Raw genomic sequence first — 17,707 nt, 5'->3', positions numbered from 1 at the left:
AAATGGCGAACAGTTTAGTAAGTATTCAAATTATCCCGAAAACAGAGCGTTATGAGGATGTCATTCCATATGTCGATGCAGCAATTGCGATGATTGATGCATCAGGCATTGTTTACAGAGTAGGTCCACTGGAAACTACAATGGAAGGTGAGCTAACGCAACTTCTACAACTAATCGAAAAGATGAATGAAAAAATGGTGGAAATGGGTGCAATCAGCGTCATTTCTCAAGTGAAAATATTTTATAACCCACAAGGCGCAGCGATTGAAACATTAACAGGGAAATACGATTAAATGGACTTTTTGAAAAAATATAGTGTTACAGTAGGCTTTTTAATTAGCTTACTACTCATCGTAGAAATTGCAGTGCGATTACTTGATTTACCAACATGGCTTTTCCCAGCACCATCCATCGTAATAATAGAGCTCTTCCAAACGTCGGGTGAACTGTTACCACATGTTATGGCAACGGTTAAGCTAACATTTATCGGATTAATTGCTGGTAGTGTACTCGGTTTTATTGTGGGGATTTTATTACATCTACTGCCGATTGTCCATAAGATTGGCTATCCATTAATCCTTATTTCACAAAATATCCCGACGCTTGTACTTGCGCCGCTATTAATCATTTGGTTTGGTTTTGGATTGATGCCAAAAGTCGTCATTATTGGGTTAGTCTGTTTCTTCCCAATTGCCATTGCTCTGTTGGATGGGTTACGTCAAACGACACCCGAACTACGACAATATTTCCAAATGGCTGGTGCGACAAAATGGCAGCAATTTTGGAAGCTTGAGCTGCCGTTCGCGATGCCTGCATTATTTTCAGGGTTAAAAATTGCCGCTACTTATAGTGTGATGGGTGCAGTCATTACGGAATGGCTAGGCGCGAAACAGGGAATTGGGGTGTACATGACACTTGCACAATCGGCCTTTCGCACGGATCGCGTGTTTGTTGCGATTACCCTTATTGTCATTTTAAGTTTATGCATTTTCGGAATTATTCGCCTTATTGAAGAACGCGTTGTACATAACTATAAAAAGGAGGGACCGCAACATGCTAACCATTCAAGCACTTCATAAGCAATTTCAGCAGCAAGACGTTTTACAAGGTATTGATTTACATGTGCAAGACGGGGAAATTGTTGCATTGCTCGGTCCTTCTGGTAGTGGGAAAAGTACATTATTGCAATGTGTTGGTGGAATATTGCCACCATCATCCGGTCAAATTTTCATTGACGACACGTTAATTAATGGGGAAAGCGGACATATTAGCTATATGCCACAGCATCACTGCTTACTACCTTGGCGCACGGTGTTACAAAATGTATTGCTTGCCCAAGAATTATCAGGAACGGTTAATAAAGAAGAGGCAACGGAATGGATTGAGCGGATTGGATTAGGGGATTACCTCCATGCCTACCCACACGAAATTTCAGGGGGCATGAAGCAGCGCATTTCTTTTTTACGTGCTTTACTAAGTCCACAAAGCTTGCTCTGTCTAGACGAACCGTTTTCAGCATTGGATGAAATTACGCGTCATAAAATGCATGTTTGGCTATTAGAAATGTGGGAAAATCGCCAAAAGTCGATTTTATTTATTACACATCAAATTGATGAAGCACTGTTCCTGGCAAACCGCATTTATGTGCTTTCGGATCGTCCGGCGAAGATTAAAGCAGAAATCCAAGTTCCGTTTCCAAAAAAACGCACGAAAGAACTGTTAGAAACTGAGGAATTTTTCCAAGCACGGACACAGTTGTTGAATTTATTGATGGAGTAAGAATATTAGGAAGCCCGATTCATTTTTTAAATGGATTGGGCTTTTGTTTTGGTTATAAGATGATGTTAAGCTAATGTGCATCAAATACTAACTTTCTAAAAGGAATTGACTTTTTATTTTTAATTAGGTAGCATATTATTGAAGAAATGAAAAGGAGCGATAAATATGGCATTTTTACAACTATACTAATCCATATACACATATTTTAGGCATCCACCCTAATGGTAGGGTTATTTGCTATGTGTACAGGTTAGATAAGTTGTAGAATTTTTTCGTTCTACGGGATATCTATGCCAATTTTTGTGTACACAGAGCAATCTGTGTACTTTTTTTATTTGGAGGGATATTTTATGATGATGTTACTTTTCTATTAATACGAGCTTGAAATAGAAGCTCGTATCGGTCCTAGCTATCGATACGGAATCACAAATTTCGGAGGTAGCGAAAATGGAAAAAGTTTGTTTTGAATTAGAGAATATTGGAATTACTTACTTGGATAAAGAAGTTTTGAAGATTGGACAATTAGCTGTCCATCAATTTGACCGTATCGGGATAGTAGGGAAAAATGGAGCTGGGAAAAGCACATTATTGAAGTTGCTCGTTGGGGTAATTCAACCTACGAATGGGAAAGTAAAGCGTCATGTGGAAAGCGGCTATTTTGAGCAAGTGGAAGGTCCCACTGATGCTGAAGCTAATGCAACGTTGCTCGGAAAATTGGGCATACCACAAAAAGATGCGCAGTTTAGTGGTGGGGAACAAACGAGGCTGAAGGTTGCTCAACTGTTTACGCATTATTACGAAGCGCTATTAATCGATGAGCCGACAACCCATTTGGATCAAGAAGGAATTTCGTTTTTACTTGATGAATTACGTTATTATTATGGAGCACTTGTGCTAATTAGTCATGATCGTGCTATTTTAGATGAACTTGTCACATCTATTTGGGAAGTAAGTGACGGCGAGGTACATGTTTATGCAGGTAACTATAATGATTACGTAACCCAAAAACAGTTAGAACGTGAACAACAAATCCAAGCGCATGAACAATTCGTAAAAGAAAAAAGTCGCCTTGAACGTGCAGCACGAGAAAAAATGAAAAAAGCTGAGAAAATCGCACAAGCATCAAACATGTCAAAAAAAGAAGCAAATGCATTGCCGAATAGAATGATTGAAACAAAATCGAAAGGTACGAGTCAAAAAGCAATCCATCGCGCAGCAAAAGCGATTGAAAAACGAATGGAAAAACTCTATGAAGTCGAAGCTGTACAAGAGGAAAGGCATATCGTATTCCGACTGTCAAAAGCATTGGAGTTGCATAATAAGTTTCCTATTATGGCAGACCAATTCACACTTCAAATTAAGGATAAAGTGCTATTGGATGAAGTAAGCTTTCAATTTCCGCTTGGTAAAAAAATAGCTATTACAGGTGCAAATGGGGCTGGCAAAAGTACATTACTTCAACATATTGCAACTTGTGGTACGGGTTTAACTCTATCACCAAAAGCAAAGATTGGTTACTTCCGTCAAATGAGCTATCAATTTACAAGTGACGAAACCATATTGCAATTCCTGAAAAATCGTTCAAAATACGGTGATGGCACTTTAAGAAATGTTTTAAGTGCTATGCAATTTGTCGGGACAGATATACTTAAAAATGTTCAATTTATAAGTGGTGGAGAAGCAATTCGCCTGCAACTTTGTCTGCTCTTTTTAGGGGAATATAACATTTTATTGTTAGACGAACCAAACAACTTCTTAGATATTTATGCGATTGAAGCATTAGAAAGATTTATCGTTGCATATGAGGGGACAATTGTGTTTGTATCTCATGACCAAACATTTATAAATCATGTAGCTGATCTACAGTACACGATTCACGCTAAAAAATTGAATCAATTATAAATTCAAAAAGGAAGCCGCTGAGATCGTCTCAGTGGCTTCTCCCCATTGATTTTCCTATTATAACAATCTAGCCATATAGTATTCATCTACGTATTGCCCATCAATGAATAGGGAATCCTTCTTAACGCCCTCTATTTCAAAGCCCATGTTTTTATATAAGTGAACAGCTATTTCATTTGTCGCAATAACAGTTAACTCTAGTCGGTGAAGCTCCACTTGTTTTGCCCATGAAAGGACTGAAGTGAAAAGAGCCTTTCCGACGCCTTTTCCTCGACTATCACTATGTACGCCAATGACAATATATGCTCGATGTGCAACGCGCCTTGACTTTTCATTTTGAACAATCATATAGCCTAATATACGGTCACCTTCAGATGCAATGAATATACCTGATTTTGTATGACTATTGATTAAATCGATAAACTTGCCCAAACCTTCAGGCGTCATCTTTCTTTCCCCAGGTGCAAACAGCATAAAACCAGATTGTTCTGCATCACTCATCACACTTATAATCTCTTCAGCATCTCCAGTCATTGCTTTTCGAATTTCAATCATAGTGAATCCTCCTTTTAAGTTCCTAATTTATCCATTGTATAGAATGGAGGCGAAAGAATCTAGCGTATTCATAGAACAAAAAGATATTTTCAAAATGTTATTTGTACTAAATCAATTTTTCCAATTATAAATATCAAACAAAATGACAATTTTAATGGTTTATCAATCAAGAGCTAACATTGATTCTTTCATGTAAGTTGACTATGCTCATAAAAATGAAAGGAGAGGATTGATTGGGAATTTCACAAGTTTTTGAAAAGCCGAGTAGTTATAATAAGATTCAAGTAAACCAAGACGATTTATGGAAAAAGGTCATTGCGGATTTGTTTGAAGATTTTTTGTTGTTCTTTTTACCAGAATTTCATGCGGAAGTCGATTTTTTGCAACAAGAGCTTTTCAAAGAGATATCGGTATGACAAGAAAATCGTCGCCATCGCGCTATTTACAAAACCGAGCATAAAGAGTACAAATCAATACACAAACTTGTATTTCGGCACCGAATTAACATATACTTTTAATAAATATGTTATTACAGATTTTGATGAAGATGAGTTGAAATCATCACCGAAGTTATTTAGTAAAGCGCTATTAGCTTCACTTTATATGACTCATTCAAACAAGAAAATGAATCTGCGAAGTGATTACAAGCGGGCGTTATTGAGGGAAGTTTGGACATTAGAAAAAGCCAATCGTACGGAAGTTAGCGCCTTATTTTATTTTGTGGACTATCTATTAAAATTACCAAAGGAAATGTCAGAGCAGCTACAACAAGAAATGCGGGCGGAATTTCGAAAGGAGGATGAAAGGATGTTGGAGTCATTTAAAGGGGACTTACCACCAACACTAGCGGGGATTTTAGAGATGGAACGAAATGAGGGAATAGAACAAGGAATTAGACAAGTAATTGGTGGTTTGATCGAAAATGGATTTCCGGATGAAATGATTGCACGTGTTGCAAATCAAACGATGGAGCAAGTACAGGCAATTCGAATTGAGATGAAATTAAAGTAGAGATGCTATTATGGAACCCACGATTTTTAAAATTTATTGAGGGTGAATAATAACGTTCAACCTTACCATATTTAACCTAAGTCAAAAGCTGTGCCGAAAGTGAAAACTTTTTGCACAGCTTTTTCATTTTCAAAAAGATGGCTCTACTAAACTTAATGAAAATTAAAAAAGCCTCTATAAAACCGGGCATATTCAATTGACGTTTAAAAGTTATTATAATATACTAACTTACATAAAGTAACTAAAAACTTGGAGTGGACAACATGAAAAATATACTTTCGATTTTACTAGAGAAAACAAACCTCGTCGCGTATAACGACTTTCAAAATATTGCAATTGTTGGTCCAGTAAAATTACCAGTGAAGCAATGCGACGTAGAAGCAACATTTAACTGGTATACTTGGCTACCGGTAGATAAAGAACATTCAAAAGAAGAAGTCATTACATCTTTAAATGAAATGAATCTCGCATTTGGTCAACAGTCTTCTGTTTTAGTATATGGTGATTTTGCAAATTCCGACAATGCACTTATCCGTATGCATAGCATTTGTCATACAGGCGATATTTTTGGCTCGCAACGTTGTGATTGTGGCTACCAGTTACATGAATCGATGAAAATGATTGTCGAGCATGGCTGTGGGGCTATTTTCTATTTAGCCGATCATGAAGGACGTGGTATTGGGCTATTTTCGAAAACTTTCGCGTACTTATTACAAGAAGAAGGCTTTGATACTGTCGAAGCGAACCATGCACTCGGCTTTGAAGATGATACACGTTCGTATGAAGATGCGATAAAAGTACTCGGCTCAATGCGAACAAAACCTGTGACGCTCATTACAAACAACCCGAAAAAACTTGATGCCTTACAAGCACACGGGCTACTGACAGACGGGCATGTACCTTTATGGGGTGGCGTAACAGATACGAACCGTCATTATTTACAAACAAAGGTAGAAAAATCAGGTCATATTCAACAAAAAATAACGAGATAAGGGGGAGGTATACTATGCAAAACGATCAAACATATATGCAACTAGCATTAGATTTAGCAGCAAGTGCACGTGGCAATACAAATCCGAATCCACTTGTCGGCGCAGTCATTGTAAAAGATGGTGTGATTGTCGGCACGGGTTTACATAGGAAGTCAGGTGAACCCCATGCGGAAGTACATGCTTTTCGTATGGCAGGTGAGCATGCAAAAGGTGCAACCCTTTATGTGACGCTCGAACCTTGCTCGCATTATGGCAAAACACCACCTTGTGCAAATTTAGTGAAAGAATCAGGTGTCGTACGTGTTTTCGTAGCAATGAAAGATCCGAATCCATCCGTTGCAGGACGCGGTATTCAATTACTACGTGATGCTGGTATTGTAGTGGAAGTAGGCTTGTTGGAAGAGCAAGCACTGCGTTTAAATGAACGTTTTATTCATAATATGCTAACAAGTCGTCCCTTTGTTGTGTCGAAATTTGCGATGACGCTTGATGGTAAAATTGCGACGGCAAACGGACATTCTAAATGGATTACAGGAGAAGCAGCGCGTAAACATGTGCATGAACTACGCCATGAGATGGATGCGATTTTAGTAGGAGTTGGAACGGTGCTCGCGGATAATCCGATGCTTACAACACGTCTAGATGACCGGAACAGTAAAAATCCCGTACGTATTATTTTAGATTCGACTTTGCAGACACCGCTTACAAGCCATGTAGCAAATACAGCTGACGCGAAAACAATTATCGTTACGTCACAAGAAGCACCAAATGAAAAGGCACAAAGCTTAATTGCACAAGGCGTGGAAATTGTACACGTTGGGAAAAATGAGCGTGGTTTAAATTTAGAAGACATGCTAGCGCAGCTTTATGCGCGCGGTATTACTGACATTTTAGTGGAGGGTGGTGGAGCAGTAAATGCCTCATTCCTTCGTGCAGGCTTGATTGATAAATTCATCGTTTACATTGCACCAAAAGTGTTAGGTGGCGAGCATTCAATTAATCCGTTCCGTGGTGATGTTGTGTCCTCGATGGATGCGGCTATGCAGCTTGATTTTACAACGATGCAAAAGATTGGTGACGATCTTTGTGTCATAGCTTATCCTCAAAAGAGTGATAAACGTGCATAAAGAAGTTGATATTTGCATCGTCGGAGCAGGTCCAGGTGGCGCACTCCTCAGCTTATTGCTTGTAAAAAAAAGCTTTTCTGTACTGTTAGTGGAACGCACAAACTCTTTAGCAAAGGCATTCCGCGGCGAGCATTTAAATGAAACGGGAGAAGCTATTTTGAAAAAACATGGCCTTTTTGACCAAGTAGAAAAGCTTGGTCTGTTGCGCATGGAAACGCTCGAATATTGTCATAACGGACAGACAGTAAAAACAATTAAAGCAGACCCAGCTGTTGGGCATCTCGGCATTCATGTGCCACAAGTCCATTTGCTGCAAGCTATTACAGAGGAAGCGGTACAATACCCGAATTTTCACTTATTCCTCAATACGACGGTCAAAAGTTTAGTACAAGATGAAAACGGGCATTACACGCAAGTAATAGCTTTGCATAACGGGGAAGAGCTCACGATTGACGCAGCGCTCATAGTAGGCGCAGATGGACGACATTCAACGATTCGAAAAAAAGCTGGGCTTGATACGCAAATTTATAGTCACGGCTATGATTTACTGTGGGCACGCATTCCAACACCAGCTAACTGGACGCCAGCAATTAAAATGGCACTTGTTGATGGTATGCAAATTTCATTGTTCACACAGGCAAAAGGCTATGTCCAAATTGGCTGGAATATTGAAAAAGGTAGTTACCCGCAGCTAAGAAAACAACCATTCGCACCATTTGTTGATAAGCTCATGCAAGCATTTCCAGAACTAACAAATAGTGTCCATAGCCATATAAAGTCATGGCAGGATTTTGTATTGCTCGATGTATTTAGCTCGACAAGCGAAAACTGGGGAAAAGATGGGGTTATACTGATTGGAGACGCGGTGCATACAATGACACCAACAGGAGCATTTGGTCTCAATGCTGCAATGGAAGATGCGGACGTGTTCGCGAATTTACTTGATCCGAACACCATTTTGCAATCCAACTTTAAAGAATGTGCAACAATGAGAAAACAACAAACGGCTAAATTACGCGAAATGCAAGTTGAAAAAGAACAAAGCTTCGCGCAAAATTTTATCGTCATGGATTAGGTGGAAAATATGAAATTTGGTTTTGATATAGATGATACATTAATTCATTTGCGCGGCCATGCATTTGAACTTTACAACAAGGAATTTGATCAAAATTTTGGAATGGATGTCTTTCAAGGCATTCCAACAGTAGAAATTCATGCCCCTTTCGGATTAACAAATGAAGAAGGGCACGCGATGTGGCAGCGTTCTATGGAAGCCATTTATTTCACTAGTTGTCCCGTGTATGAAGGGGCACTTGAAACTTTACAAACACTCGTTGCAGAAGGACATGAAGTGTATTACATTACGTCACGCCCAAAGCAATTTTGCGGACGTACGAAAGAATGGATGATCGCACAAGGCTTTCCTGTTACTGAAGGACATTTCTTCTGTGGCATGGAAGACGACGAAAAAATTGCCACGATTAAGGCACTCGAACTTGATTACTACGTAGATGATAAACCTGCTGTTCTGGATACGCTTTCTTCTATTTCAACAAAGGTCATCGTTAAGGATCAATCTTATAACCAACATGTGACATATCCACGATTAATAGATTGGAAGAACTTTGGAGAGTTACGTTGATAGCTGTGTATTGCTTTTAGAATGATTTTATAAAAAAACAACTACTTACTCATTTAACCGTGCGCACTGACCTAAAAAAATGAGACAAATAAAAAACACCTTACGTTTAAATCAGGTATTTAATACCAATAAATTAACGTGGAGGTGTTTTTTCTATGGGAAGAAGAGTAAGTTATCCAGCTGAAGTTAAAATTAAAGCAATTGAAATGAGATTAGCAGGTATTCCAGTTAAGGAAATACTAGAGGAATTAAAAATTAAGAATAAATCACAATTAATGATTTGGATGCGATGGTATAAAGCAGGAGAAACTCAGCGATTGCATCAACCGGTAGGAAAGCAATATTCCTACGGAAAAGGGCCAGAATATGACTCTGAGGAAGCTCGTTTACAAGCTGAAAATCTTTATCTTAAACAACAAATCGAAGTTTTAAAAAAGTATGTAGAATTGGAGAGGAAGTGGTTGGGCTAGTATTCGTAGATTTAGTGGAAAGATTGAAAGGATTTATGTCAATTCAATCGATTTGTGTGCATATGGGTGTAGCACGTGCGTCCTATTATCGTTGGCGAAAGAATACCGGGAATACTTCTAAAAAAGCCGAGCGAGATCAGGCGATTGGTGAAGCTTGTGCAACCCATAAATATCGTTATGGTTATCGGAAAATAGCAGCCTTATTCTCTGGAATCAGTGAAAAGACTATCCAAAAAGTGATGCAGAAATATAATTGGTCATGTCGGGTAAAAGTGAAAAAGCGTAAACGGACTGGTCAACCATCTAAAGTAGCTGATAACACGTTAAACCGTGACTTTAACGCAACAGCTCCTTTACAAAAGCTCGTAACCGATATTACTTACTTGCCTTTTGGACAGTCGATGTTATATCTTTCAAGCATTATGGATTTGTATAATGGGGAAATCATCGCGTATACAATTGGTTCAACACAAGATACAGAGTTTGTCTTAGAAACGCTTGACCAGCTTAAACAATTGCCAAAAGGCGTCATCTTGCATAGTGATCAAGGTTCTGTATATACGTCTTACGATTATCAAAAAGAAGTGAAAGAAAAAGGAATTACCATGAGTATGTCTCGTAAAGGCACACCAGCGGATAATTCCCCAATCGAAACGTTTCACTCCTCGCTAAAGTCAGAAACGTTTTATCTTGACGACATACACAGCACGACTAATGCATGTGTAATTCGTATCGTCGAAGAATATATAAATTATTATAATAATACCCGTATCCAAACGAAACTAAACAACCTGTCACCGGTAAAATACCGACAACAGGTTGCTTAAAATAGGTGTTTTATTACTGTCTCAAAAACGACAGGCAGTGCCGTGTAAGTAGTTGTTTTTAATTATTTTTTTACTTCATAATGGAGTTCGACAAATTGATTAAACTGTTGAATTCCTTTAAGAGAAAGCTCCAAATTAAATTCATGTTCTTTGAATAACGGAATCCCATTACCAATGATTGTAGGAGCAACGGTAATGATGAATTCATCAACTACTTTTTCCTTTATGAAGGAATGTAATAACTCGCCACCGCCTACTAACCAAATATTTTTGCCGTCTTGTTCTTTTAATTTATTCGTAAAGTTCAGGATGTCATCTTGGATAAACGTGACTTCTTCATTCTCACCTTGAGCTGATCTTGAAAACACGTAACACTGCTTATCTAAATAGGGGAAACCGTCGGACATATTTTCCTTAATCCAATCGTAAGTTCTTTTTCCCATCAAAACGGTATCCACGGTATCATAAAATGCGGAATATCCGTTGTCACCTTCACCCTCCACTTTAAATAGCCACTCTAAAGTATCGTTTTTTGTTGCAATATAGCCATCTAAGCTTGTGGCGATAAATAGCATTAATTTTCTTTGATTATTCATCATTTCTCCTCTCATAAAACAGAATGTACGTTCTGCTTATTGTAGCTGAAATTTTTTCAAATTACAACAGATGCCTCATTTTTTATGCGTGAAACCAAGTACTGATAACGATATATTACTTTTTTTCGATTTTGATCGCAATATAATAGGGATTCGGCGAGATAGTGGTAAAGTAAGGCAATTCATTTTAGAAAAAGATACAGAAATTATTCCATTCATAAAGGAATTTTAAAAAAAAGCATTCGAATTATAGCTCGAATGCCTTTTTATTTTGGAAATCAATCACATGCATTCATATTGATTTTTGTTCCCATACTATAAAAAATTTATTAAACATCGAAAAAATATTTAAACTCATGAAAATTAAAATTGAACTCACACTATGAATGGAGGAAAGGAGGTTTACTTAATGTTCGTTCGTCACATGGGCTTTTTTACATGTATTTTGCTATGGTGTACAGTTTTTTCAAGTGTGACATTTGCACAAGAATCACCTTCTCAAGAAGATATTTTTGAACAGCGAATGGCTTATTATAAGCATTTTGAGGAAATTTCAGTTCCTTGGTTCCAAATTGCTGCAGTGGATCAATATGAACGAAGCATCATGGCCGTCCGTTCAGATATTCCAAAACGAGAAGGGATTACCGCTATCCAATTTTCAAAAGCGTTTTGGGCTGGTGAACTCAATCCATACAGTGATGATACTTCTCCTGCATCTATCGGCTATTTTGGCGGTTTTGGTTTGGATGGAAATGGGGATGGTATAGCTGATCCACAACAAGATGATGATGTACTGCATTCTTTGGTCAGTTATTTAAGTAGTTTTGGTACGACTGAAAAAGATTTTGAACGTGCATTAATGGTCTATTACCAAAAGGAAGAAGCCGTTAAACAAATTATGACCAATTTCCGCCTTTATGAGAATTTTAATACGATTGCCCTTGATAAACGTCATTTTCCACTCCCAGTTAAATATGATTACAGCTACAAAGGAACATGGGGAGCAAAACGCGGCTGGGGAGGGCGCCGCATGCATGAAGGGACAGACCTTTTTGCTGGATATGGGACACAAGTCTATTCCACAACTTATGGCGTCGTTGAAATAATGGGTTGGAATGATTTTGGTGGTTGGCGCATTGGCATTCGTGATCATCTTAATACGTATCATTATTATGCCCATTTAAACGGTTTCCAAAAAGGTCTTGCACAAGGTGACATCGTAGAACCAGGGACACTCATTGGGTATGTCGGAAGTAGTGGTTACGGGAAAGAGGGCACTTCCGGTAAGTTTGCACCTCATTTGCATTATGGCATGTATAAATTTAATGGTCGAACAGAGTGGGCATTTGACCCTTATCCATCACTCCTTTTATGGGAGCGCCAAACGAAGGGCGGGAAGTAATTGAAACGAAAAGTAGTTTTTATCTCCTTAATGTTAGTTGTCATTATTGTTGTCGTTTCACTATTATACATCTTAATCACAATGGTTGGAGATAAAGCCCATCCCAAAAACGATAAAGATGAAAAAACAGTTTGGAATATGAAAGCAAAAGAAAATATGTATGGGCTAACTTTTGAAAATGAACCAAAAAAATGATGTAAAGGACACGTTTTTATAGTAAGAAATTAAGCCCTTGTACATGTTGATATACGTGTGCAAGGGCTCTATTTATTACTTACTTAAATCCAGTTCGATAACTTCATGCTCAAGAATCTGTTCAGGTAAGTATCTATTATTGAGATCCCTCATCTCAAGCACCGGAATAATTTTAATTTTTCCACCATCAATCGCCACAAAACGATTATAGCTTCCACCGTCGCCATATTGGGCAGAAGTTGCTTGAATTTCTTCTCCGTGTTCATTTTCGATTTTAAAGTAAACATAATCCGAAACATTCGGCATTTCATAAACAATTTTTGAAGAAATCGGTGTTAAAACAAGGGATTGAACGTCAATCGTTTGCCCATTTTCTAAAGTAAACTGTTGATTAATCGGAACCGTTTTTGTATTTGCGAATAATTTTTCTGCGGATGCTTTAAATTTAAAATGCCATTTTCCTTTGATTATTTCGTCTCTATCACTTCTTCTTAAATCATTAAAAACGATGCGAATGGATTTTTCCTTTTGTAAATCCAATTGTCCAACATCGGCACTCCAAAAATAATGAATATAGGACTCTGTTATTTCTTCTGGACCACCGCCGCCACCCATTTCGATTTTTCTCCCATCTATATACACATCAATATCAGAAAACCAATTATAATTTAAATCATCGCCATTTAACTTTGTATGAAAGGTGCTGCTAATAAGAAGTTGACCATCGTCTAAAATAACCTCATTTAACGTGACTTTCACGCCATTGTCTTCAACGGATTCACCAAGTATCGTTTTGTAATCTGTCAGTGAATCTTGCTGTGAATAGACGAATGCTTCTAATTTCGCACCAATAATCGGAATATCCGCGAGAGCAAAATTAGAATTGACTGCAATAATCGAAACAAGAGCAAGAGAGGCAACCGACGCGATAACTTTTACTGGCATAGAGCGTCGTCTCATTAATTTCTTTTTGAGTCTTTTTTTAATTACCTTTTTTTCTAAATCGGTTAATGGCTGTACATCCAATTGATCTAAATCTATTTTTTCATCATTAAATTTTTTCAGTAAATCCTTCAAGTGAATCCCTCCTAAAAATGTAGTCTGTTACGAAAGGCTGCGCGTAACTTTTTGCGACCACGCGATAATCGGTTATAGATCACCGACTTATTAACTCCGCGTGCTTCAGCCAATTCGTCCACAGTTTTTTGCTCGCCATAATGCTGTAAAAAAAGGACTTGATCCTCTTTTTTCAAGGAGGAGAGTATTTGCTCTGTCTCACTGCTTAGCATATTTTCAACGACATGTGCTTCTACAGAGTTATGCTCGATTAACATATGATCCTCTAATTCATGTTGCTGCAAAAATCTTTTATATTGCCTTTGATAATCAATCGCCTTATATTTCGTAATCGTAGCAATCCAGTTTTTTAATGAATTTTTATTCGGGTCGTAAGCAGACATGTTTTTCCAAACTAATAGGAGTACATCATCAAAACACTCATCTTGAATGATTTCTAAGTTGCCTAAGTATTTTTTCATAACCGCCTTAATAATGCCGCCATATTGATCAACCACATAAAATAACGCTTTTTCATTTTTCTTAAATAATTGTTCTACTACATTTTCTTCTGTAATCTCCATTTTGTACCTCCAAACTAAGGGCCCTTATAACCTTAATACGTATGTAATCGGGTGGTTTCTATCAATATTATGAAAATAATTTTTTAAGACAGATTTACTTCTATATAAGTTCAACAAAAGTTTCTATCTTTTCATTGTAAGAATTCTAATAGGGATTCTAATAAAGTATGCGCTAGGTTGGGCTGGCTAAGCACATGAAGCGCACAGACAATGTTTGCACAAATCTATACGACTCATCTGTGTGCGCATGTAGCAGGCCAGCCCTGAATTAAATTTTTCCGTTCTAATAAAAGCCTCCTCAATTGAGTGCGTCGCTGCCGTGGGAGGCGATTTAGATATTCATTCTAAAGAGATGTTAGTTTCATAAGTTAAACCTATATATTAGGATGATAATTAAAACTTTCTATAAAGTATTGAGTATAATAGAGGACGGCAGCTATTTGCCACAGCTGAGCTTTGATGAAGAAGGGACAGGTTTACATGAACAAACTAAAAAGTATTTTCGGCATCCTCATCGCATTATTCGCTTTCCTAGTGATTATAGGCATAGTCATTGCAGTGGAAGTGTTCGCGTTAATATTATTAGGCTTTACATATGATAGTTGGCAATCTTTTGCGCTATTTATTATTGTGTTCGGCATAGTAGAATTTATTTTATCAAGTTTTATGCAAAACTTTGTGGCATTAAAAATGCAAAGTCACCACGCTTTTCACAAGTTTTGGGGGCAGTTGCTCATTTCCATTACGTTGATGCTTATTGCAGTGAACGTTATGGAATCGATTTCTATTCCAGTAATGGGGGCAGTTATTTATGCCATTATTACAGCCGTGTTATATCATATAATTGACGTGGTTGAAAAAAAGAATCAAAAAGAAACTGATGCATAAGTTCACTTTTTTATCATTTTGGACGTTTAACAGCGAAAACCTTTGTCGAATCTGATACTATAAGTGAGTAAAGAAATTACATAGAGGAGTTGGAACGACATGTTTAGTCAAAAAAAAGGATTACTTGTCCTTAGCTTAATGGCCATTTTATTCGTTTTATCAGCTTGTGGCGATAAAAAGGAAAAAGAGGAAGTAGAAGACACAGCAAAAGAACCTACTGAACAAAAGGATTACGCAGCAAATGTTAAGGAAAATCCAATTGTTACAATTACAATGGCGAATGACGAGAAAATCGTTGTGGAATTAGATCCTAAAATTGCACCGAATACCGTAGCAAACTTCATTTCATTAGCACAGGATGGTTTTTATGATGGACTTATTTTCCACCGTGTCATCCCAGGCTTTATGATTCAAGGTGGAGACCCACTAGGCAATGGTACTGGTGGCCCAGGTCATAGCATTGCAGGTGAATTTACTTCAAATAACTTTGAAAATAACTTAACACATGAGCGTGGAGTCATTTCAATGGCACGTTCGATGGATCCAGATTCAGCTGGCTCACAATTTTTCATTATGGCAGAAAACTCGCCTCATTTAGATGAAGACTACGCTGCTTTTGGTAAAGTAATCGAAGGCATCGAAACAGTGGACAACATTGTTAATGCTGAAAGAGATGCAGCAGATAAACCGTTACAAGATCAACAAATGAAGAAAGTTAAAGTCGACACAAAAGGCTTTGACTATCCTGCTCCAGTTGTAAAGTAATTGACACCCTCGAAATTGTTCGCCATTTAACGAGCCTTTTCGGGGGATTTTTTGGTTTCACTCAGGAAAAGGGATTATGCTATCCACCATATTTGAGATTCTAACCACTACATTTTGAAATCTATCCACCTCAATATGACATTTATTTAAAGTATTCGCTTCCATTGTTAATATAATGTTAAGAGATTGTAAATACTGTTTACATTTCTATAGAAGCGAATGATAATAATAAGGCACATAATGTTGAAAGGTAGTTGACTATGGAGATTAATTTTCAAGAGATGATATTTCAATTTTTAGGCGGTTTAGGGCTTTTCTTATTTGCCATTAAGTATATGGGAGATGGCTTACAAAAAGCAGCCGGAGATCGACTACGAGATATATTAGATAAGTTCACGACAAATCCATTTATGGGCGTACTTGTCGGGATGATGGTAACAGTTTTAATTCAGTCAAGCTCGGGGACGACGGTTATTACTGTTGGACTAGTAAGTGCGGGCTTTATGACGTTAAGACAAGCAATCGGTGTTATTATGGGTGCCAATATTGGTACAACGGTAACCGCATTTATTATCGGGATTGATGTAGGTGAATATGCATACCCAATTATGGCATTGGGAGCGATCTTCTTATTCTTCTTTAAGAAAAGTACAATCCAAAATATCGGACAAATCTTATTCGGATTTGCTGGACTATTCATCGGGTTAGAAATGATGAGTGGTGGGATGAAACCATTACGTGACTGGCAACCATTTTTAGAGTTAACAGTACAAATGAGTGATATCCCAGTTTTAGGTCTTGTTGTTGGTACAATATTTACACTTATTGTACAATCTTCTTCTGCGACTGTCGGAATTTTACAAGGACTTTATGCAGAAGGTTTAATACCTTTACAAGGGGCACTACCTGTTTTATTCGGTGACAATATCGGAACGACGATTACTGCGATTTTAGCTTCATTAGGTGCTTCTGTAGCAGCTCGTCGTGCCGCAGCAACACATGTGTTATTTAACATCATTGGTTCGGTTATATTTATGCTTTTATTATTTCCGTTCACAGCCTATGTGGAATGGATTACGGGTGTTTTAAACCTAGAAAGTAAAATGCAAATTGCGTTTGCTCATGGTACTTTTAACGTGGTGAACACATTAATCCACTTACCATTTATTGGTGCACTCGCATGGATCGTGACGAAACTTATTCCAGGTGAGGATTCTACAATTGAGCAGAAGCCAAAATATTTAGATGAAAATTTAATTACCCAATCACCAGCTCTTGCTCTAGGTCAGGCAAAAATGGAAGTATTGCATATGGGTTCTTATAGTGTACAAGGCATGGAAGAAGCCCTACATTATTTACAAACTGGCGATACAAAAGCGATAGGTAATGTTGAGCAGTTAGAAGAAGCGATCAATAACTTAGACCGTAAATCAACGGACTATTTAGTGAAGCTATCGAAACAAGCATTATCACGCACAGAATCGAATTTACATCATAATTTATTTGATAATATTCGTGATATCGAGCGTATCGGTGACCATGTAGAAAATATTGTGGAGTTTTTACAATACCGCGATGCAAATAAAGTAAAACTAAGTAAAGAAGCGCAGGCAGAGTTAGTCGAAATGTATGAATTTACAATGGAAACTGTGCGCACTGCCTTACAAGCACTTGAAAAAAATGATCCAGCACTTGCAAAAGAAGTGTATGCACGAGAAAACGAAATTGATGTGATGGAACGTAAATTGCGAAAAATGCATATTTACCGTCTAAACGAAGGCATTTGCTCTGGTTCAGCAGGCATTGTTTTTGCGGACATTATTAGTAATTTAGAACGAATTGGCGATCACGCGAAAAACATTGTAGATACAGTGAAATAATAAAAGGCGAAAACCCATACATTTGCAGGGTTTTCG

General features: G+C 37.7%; 20 protein-coding genes. 16 read left to right on the top strand and 4 right to left on the bottom strand.

What is annotated here, in order from left to right; genetic code table 11:
* Positions 1-2 precede the first annotated feature (2 nt).
* From MHI10_RS10325 to MHI10_RS10310, 4 genes are all read left to right on the top strand, one after another.
* Positions 3-293 (top strand): thiamine-binding protein, encoded by a 291-nt coding sequence (locus tag MHI10_RS10325; protein ID WP_340785201.1) that lies wholly within the window; start codon positions 3-5, stop codon positions 291-293.
* Positions 294-1,079, top strand: coding sequence for an ABC transporter permease (locus tag MHI10_RS10320; protein ID WP_340785200.1), 786 nt, complete (start codon positions 294-296; stop codon positions 1,077-1,079).
* Complete coding sequence (locus tag MHI10_RS10315) at positions 1,054-1,779, top strand: ABC transporter ATP-binding protein (protein WP_340785199.1); 726 nt, start codon at positions 1,054-1,056, stop codon at positions 1,777-1,779. Before MHI10_RS10320 ends, MHI10_RS10315 begins: the two co-directional genes overlap by 26 nt.
* 447 nt (positions 1,780-2,226) lie before the next feature.
* Positions 2,227-3,681 carry an Msr family ABC-F type ribosomal protection protein gene (locus tag MHI10_RS10310; protein ID WP_340785198.1) on the top strand — a complete coding sequence of 485 codons (1,455 nt, stop codon included), beginning with the start codon at positions 2,227-2,229 and terminating at the stop codon, positions 3,679-3,681.
* A 57-nt stretch (positions 3,682-3,738) separates the two neighbouring features.
* Here MHI10_RS10310 and MHI10_RS10305 read toward each other — a convergent pair whose 3' ends face one another.
* Positions 3,739-4,236, bottom strand: a complete 498-nt coding sequence (locus MHI10_RS10305; protein WP_340785197.1) for a GNAT family N-acetyltransferase — start codon at positions 4,234-4,236, stop codon at positions 3,739-3,741.
* Between the two features lie 233 nt (positions 4,237-4,469).
* Here MHI10_RS10305 and MHI10_RS10300 point away from each other — a divergent pair, with 233 nt between their 5' ends.
* The 7 genes from MHI10_RS10300 (at position 4,470) to MHI10_RS10270 (ending at position 10,305) form a co-directional block, all read left to right on the top strand.
* Positions 4,470-4,652, top strand: coding sequence for a hypothetical protein (locus tag MHI10_RS10300; protein ID WP_340785196.1), 183 nt, complete (start codon positions 4,470-4,472; stop codon positions 4,650-4,652).
* A gap of 136 nt (positions 4,653-4,788) precedes the next feature.
* Positions 4,789-5,247, top strand: a complete 459-nt coding sequence (locus MHI10_RS10295) for a hypothetical protein (RefSeq protein WP_340785195.1) — start codon at positions 4,789-4,791, stop codon at positions 5,245-5,247.
* Between the two features lie 263 nt (positions 5,248-5,510).
* Positions 5,511-6,239: a GTP cyclohydrolase II gene (locus MHI10_RS10290; RefSeq protein WP_340785194.1), complete on the top strand. Its 729-nt coding sequence runs from the start codon at positions 5,511-5,513 to the stop codon at positions 6,237-6,239.
* 14 nt (positions 6,240-6,253) lie between these two features.
* The gene (gene ribD, locus MHI10_RS10285) at positions 6,254-7,366 is read left to right on the top strand and encodes a bifunctional diaminohydroxyphosphoribosylaminopyrimidine deaminase/5-amino-6-(5-phosphoribosylamino)uracil reductase RibD (protein WP_340785193.1); all 1,113 of its coding nucleotides are present in this window, start codon (positions 6,254-6,256) and stop codon (positions 7,364-7,366) included.
* Positions 7,359-8,441: an FAD-dependent monooxygenase gene (locus MHI10_RS10280; RefSeq protein WP_340785192.1), complete on the top strand. Its 1,083-nt coding sequence runs from the start codon at positions 7,359-7,361 to the stop codon at positions 8,439-8,441. The genes ribD and MHI10_RS10280 overlap by 8 nt, the downstream gene beginning before the upstream one ends.
* Before the next feature lie 9 nt (positions 8,442-8,450).
* On the top strand, positions 8,451-9,008 hold the full coding sequence (locus MHI10_RS10275; protein ID WP_340785191.1) for a 5' nucleotidase, NT5C type: 558 nt from the start codon (positions 8,451-8,453) through the stop codon (positions 9,006-9,008).
* Between the two features lie 155 nt (positions 9,009-9,163).
* Positions 9,164-10,305, top strand: a protein-coding gene (locus MHI10_RS10270) for an IS3 family transposase (RefSeq protein ID WP_340782087.1) whose coding sequence is annotated in 2 segments (ribosomal slippage) — positions 9,164-9,449 and positions 9,449-10,305 — 1,143 coding nt in all. Because the reading frame shifts where the segments join, the coding sequence is not laid out codon by codon here.
* Positions 10,306-10,367: 62 nt separating this feature from the next.
* Here MHI10_RS10270 and MHI10_RS10265 read toward each other — a convergent pair.
* Positions 10,368-10,901: a dihydrofolate reductase family protein gene (locus MHI10_RS10265; RefSeq protein ID WP_340785190.1), complete on the bottom strand. Its 534-nt coding sequence runs from the start codon at positions 10,899-10,901 to the stop codon at positions 10,368-10,370.
* A 409-nt stretch (positions 10,902-11,310) separates the two neighbouring features.
* On the opposite strand from MHI10_RS10265, the gene MHI10_RS10260 reads away from it, so the two are divergent.
* Together MHI10_RS10260 and MHI10_RS10255 are read left to right on the top strand one after the other, a co-directional pair.
* Entirely contained in the window at positions 11,311-12,303 is a 993-nt protein-coding gene (locus tag MHI10_RS10260) for a M23 family metallopeptidase (protein WP_340785189.1), read from the top strand.
* Positions 12,304-12,498 (top strand): hypothetical protein, encoded by a 195-nt coding sequence (locus MHI10_RS10255; protein WP_340785188.1) that lies wholly within the window; start codon positions 12,304-12,306, stop codon positions 12,496-12,498. It abuts the gene before it with no gap.
* 75 nt (positions 12,499-12,573) lie between these two features.
* Here the strand turns inward: MHI10_RS10255 and MHI10_RS10250 are convergent, their stop codons facing one another.
* Both MHI10_RS10250 and MHI10_RS10245 read right to left on the bottom strand, forming a co-directional pair.
* Complete coding sequence (locus MHI10_RS10250; RefSeq protein ID WP_340785187.1) at positions 12,574-13,575, bottom strand: DUF4179 domain-containing protein; 1,002 nt, start codon at positions 13,573-13,575, stop codon at positions 12,574-12,576.
* Between the two features lie 11 nt (positions 13,576-13,586).
* A complete protein-coding gene (locus MHI10_RS10245; RefSeq protein ID WP_340785186.1) occupies positions 13,587-14,138 on the bottom strand; it encodes a sigma-70 family RNA polymerase sigma factor in 552 nt (183 codons plus the stop codon).
* 480 nt (positions 14,139-14,618) lie between these two features.
* Between MHI10_RS10245 and MHI10_RS10240 the strand changes: the two genes are divergently transcribed.
* The 3 genes from MHI10_RS10240 to MHI10_RS10230 all read left to right on the top strand — a co-directional run bounded on the left by MHI10_RS10240 (position 14,619) and on the right by MHI10_RS10230 (position 17,671).
* Entirely contained in the window at positions 14,619-15,026 is a 408-nt protein-coding gene (locus tag MHI10_RS10240; RefSeq protein ID WP_340785185.1) for a YrvL family regulatory protein, read from the top strand.
* Between the two features lie 99 nt (positions 15,027-15,125).
* Positions 15,126-15,791 carry a peptidylprolyl isomerase gene (locus MHI10_RS10235; RefSeq protein WP_340785184.1) on the top strand — a complete coding sequence of 222 codons (666 nt, stop codon included), beginning with the start codon at positions 15,126-15,128 and terminating at the stop codon, positions 15,789-15,791.
* A 260-nt stretch (positions 15,792-16,051) separates the two neighbouring features.
* A complete protein-coding gene (locus tag MHI10_RS10230) occupies positions 16,052-17,671 on the top strand; it encodes a Na/Pi cotransporter family protein (protein WP_340785181.1) in 1,620 nt (539 codons plus the stop codon).
* Positions 17,672-17,707 lie beyond the last annotated feature (36 nt).

Origin of the sequence: Solibacillus sp. FSL K6-1523 (assembly GCF_038005225.1) — a bacterium.
Lineage (GTDB): Bacteria > Bacillota > Bacilli > Bacillales_A > Planococcaceae > Solibacillus.
Note: the sequence above shows the minus strand (reverse complement) of the source record. Positions and strands in the feature narration are given on the sequence as shown.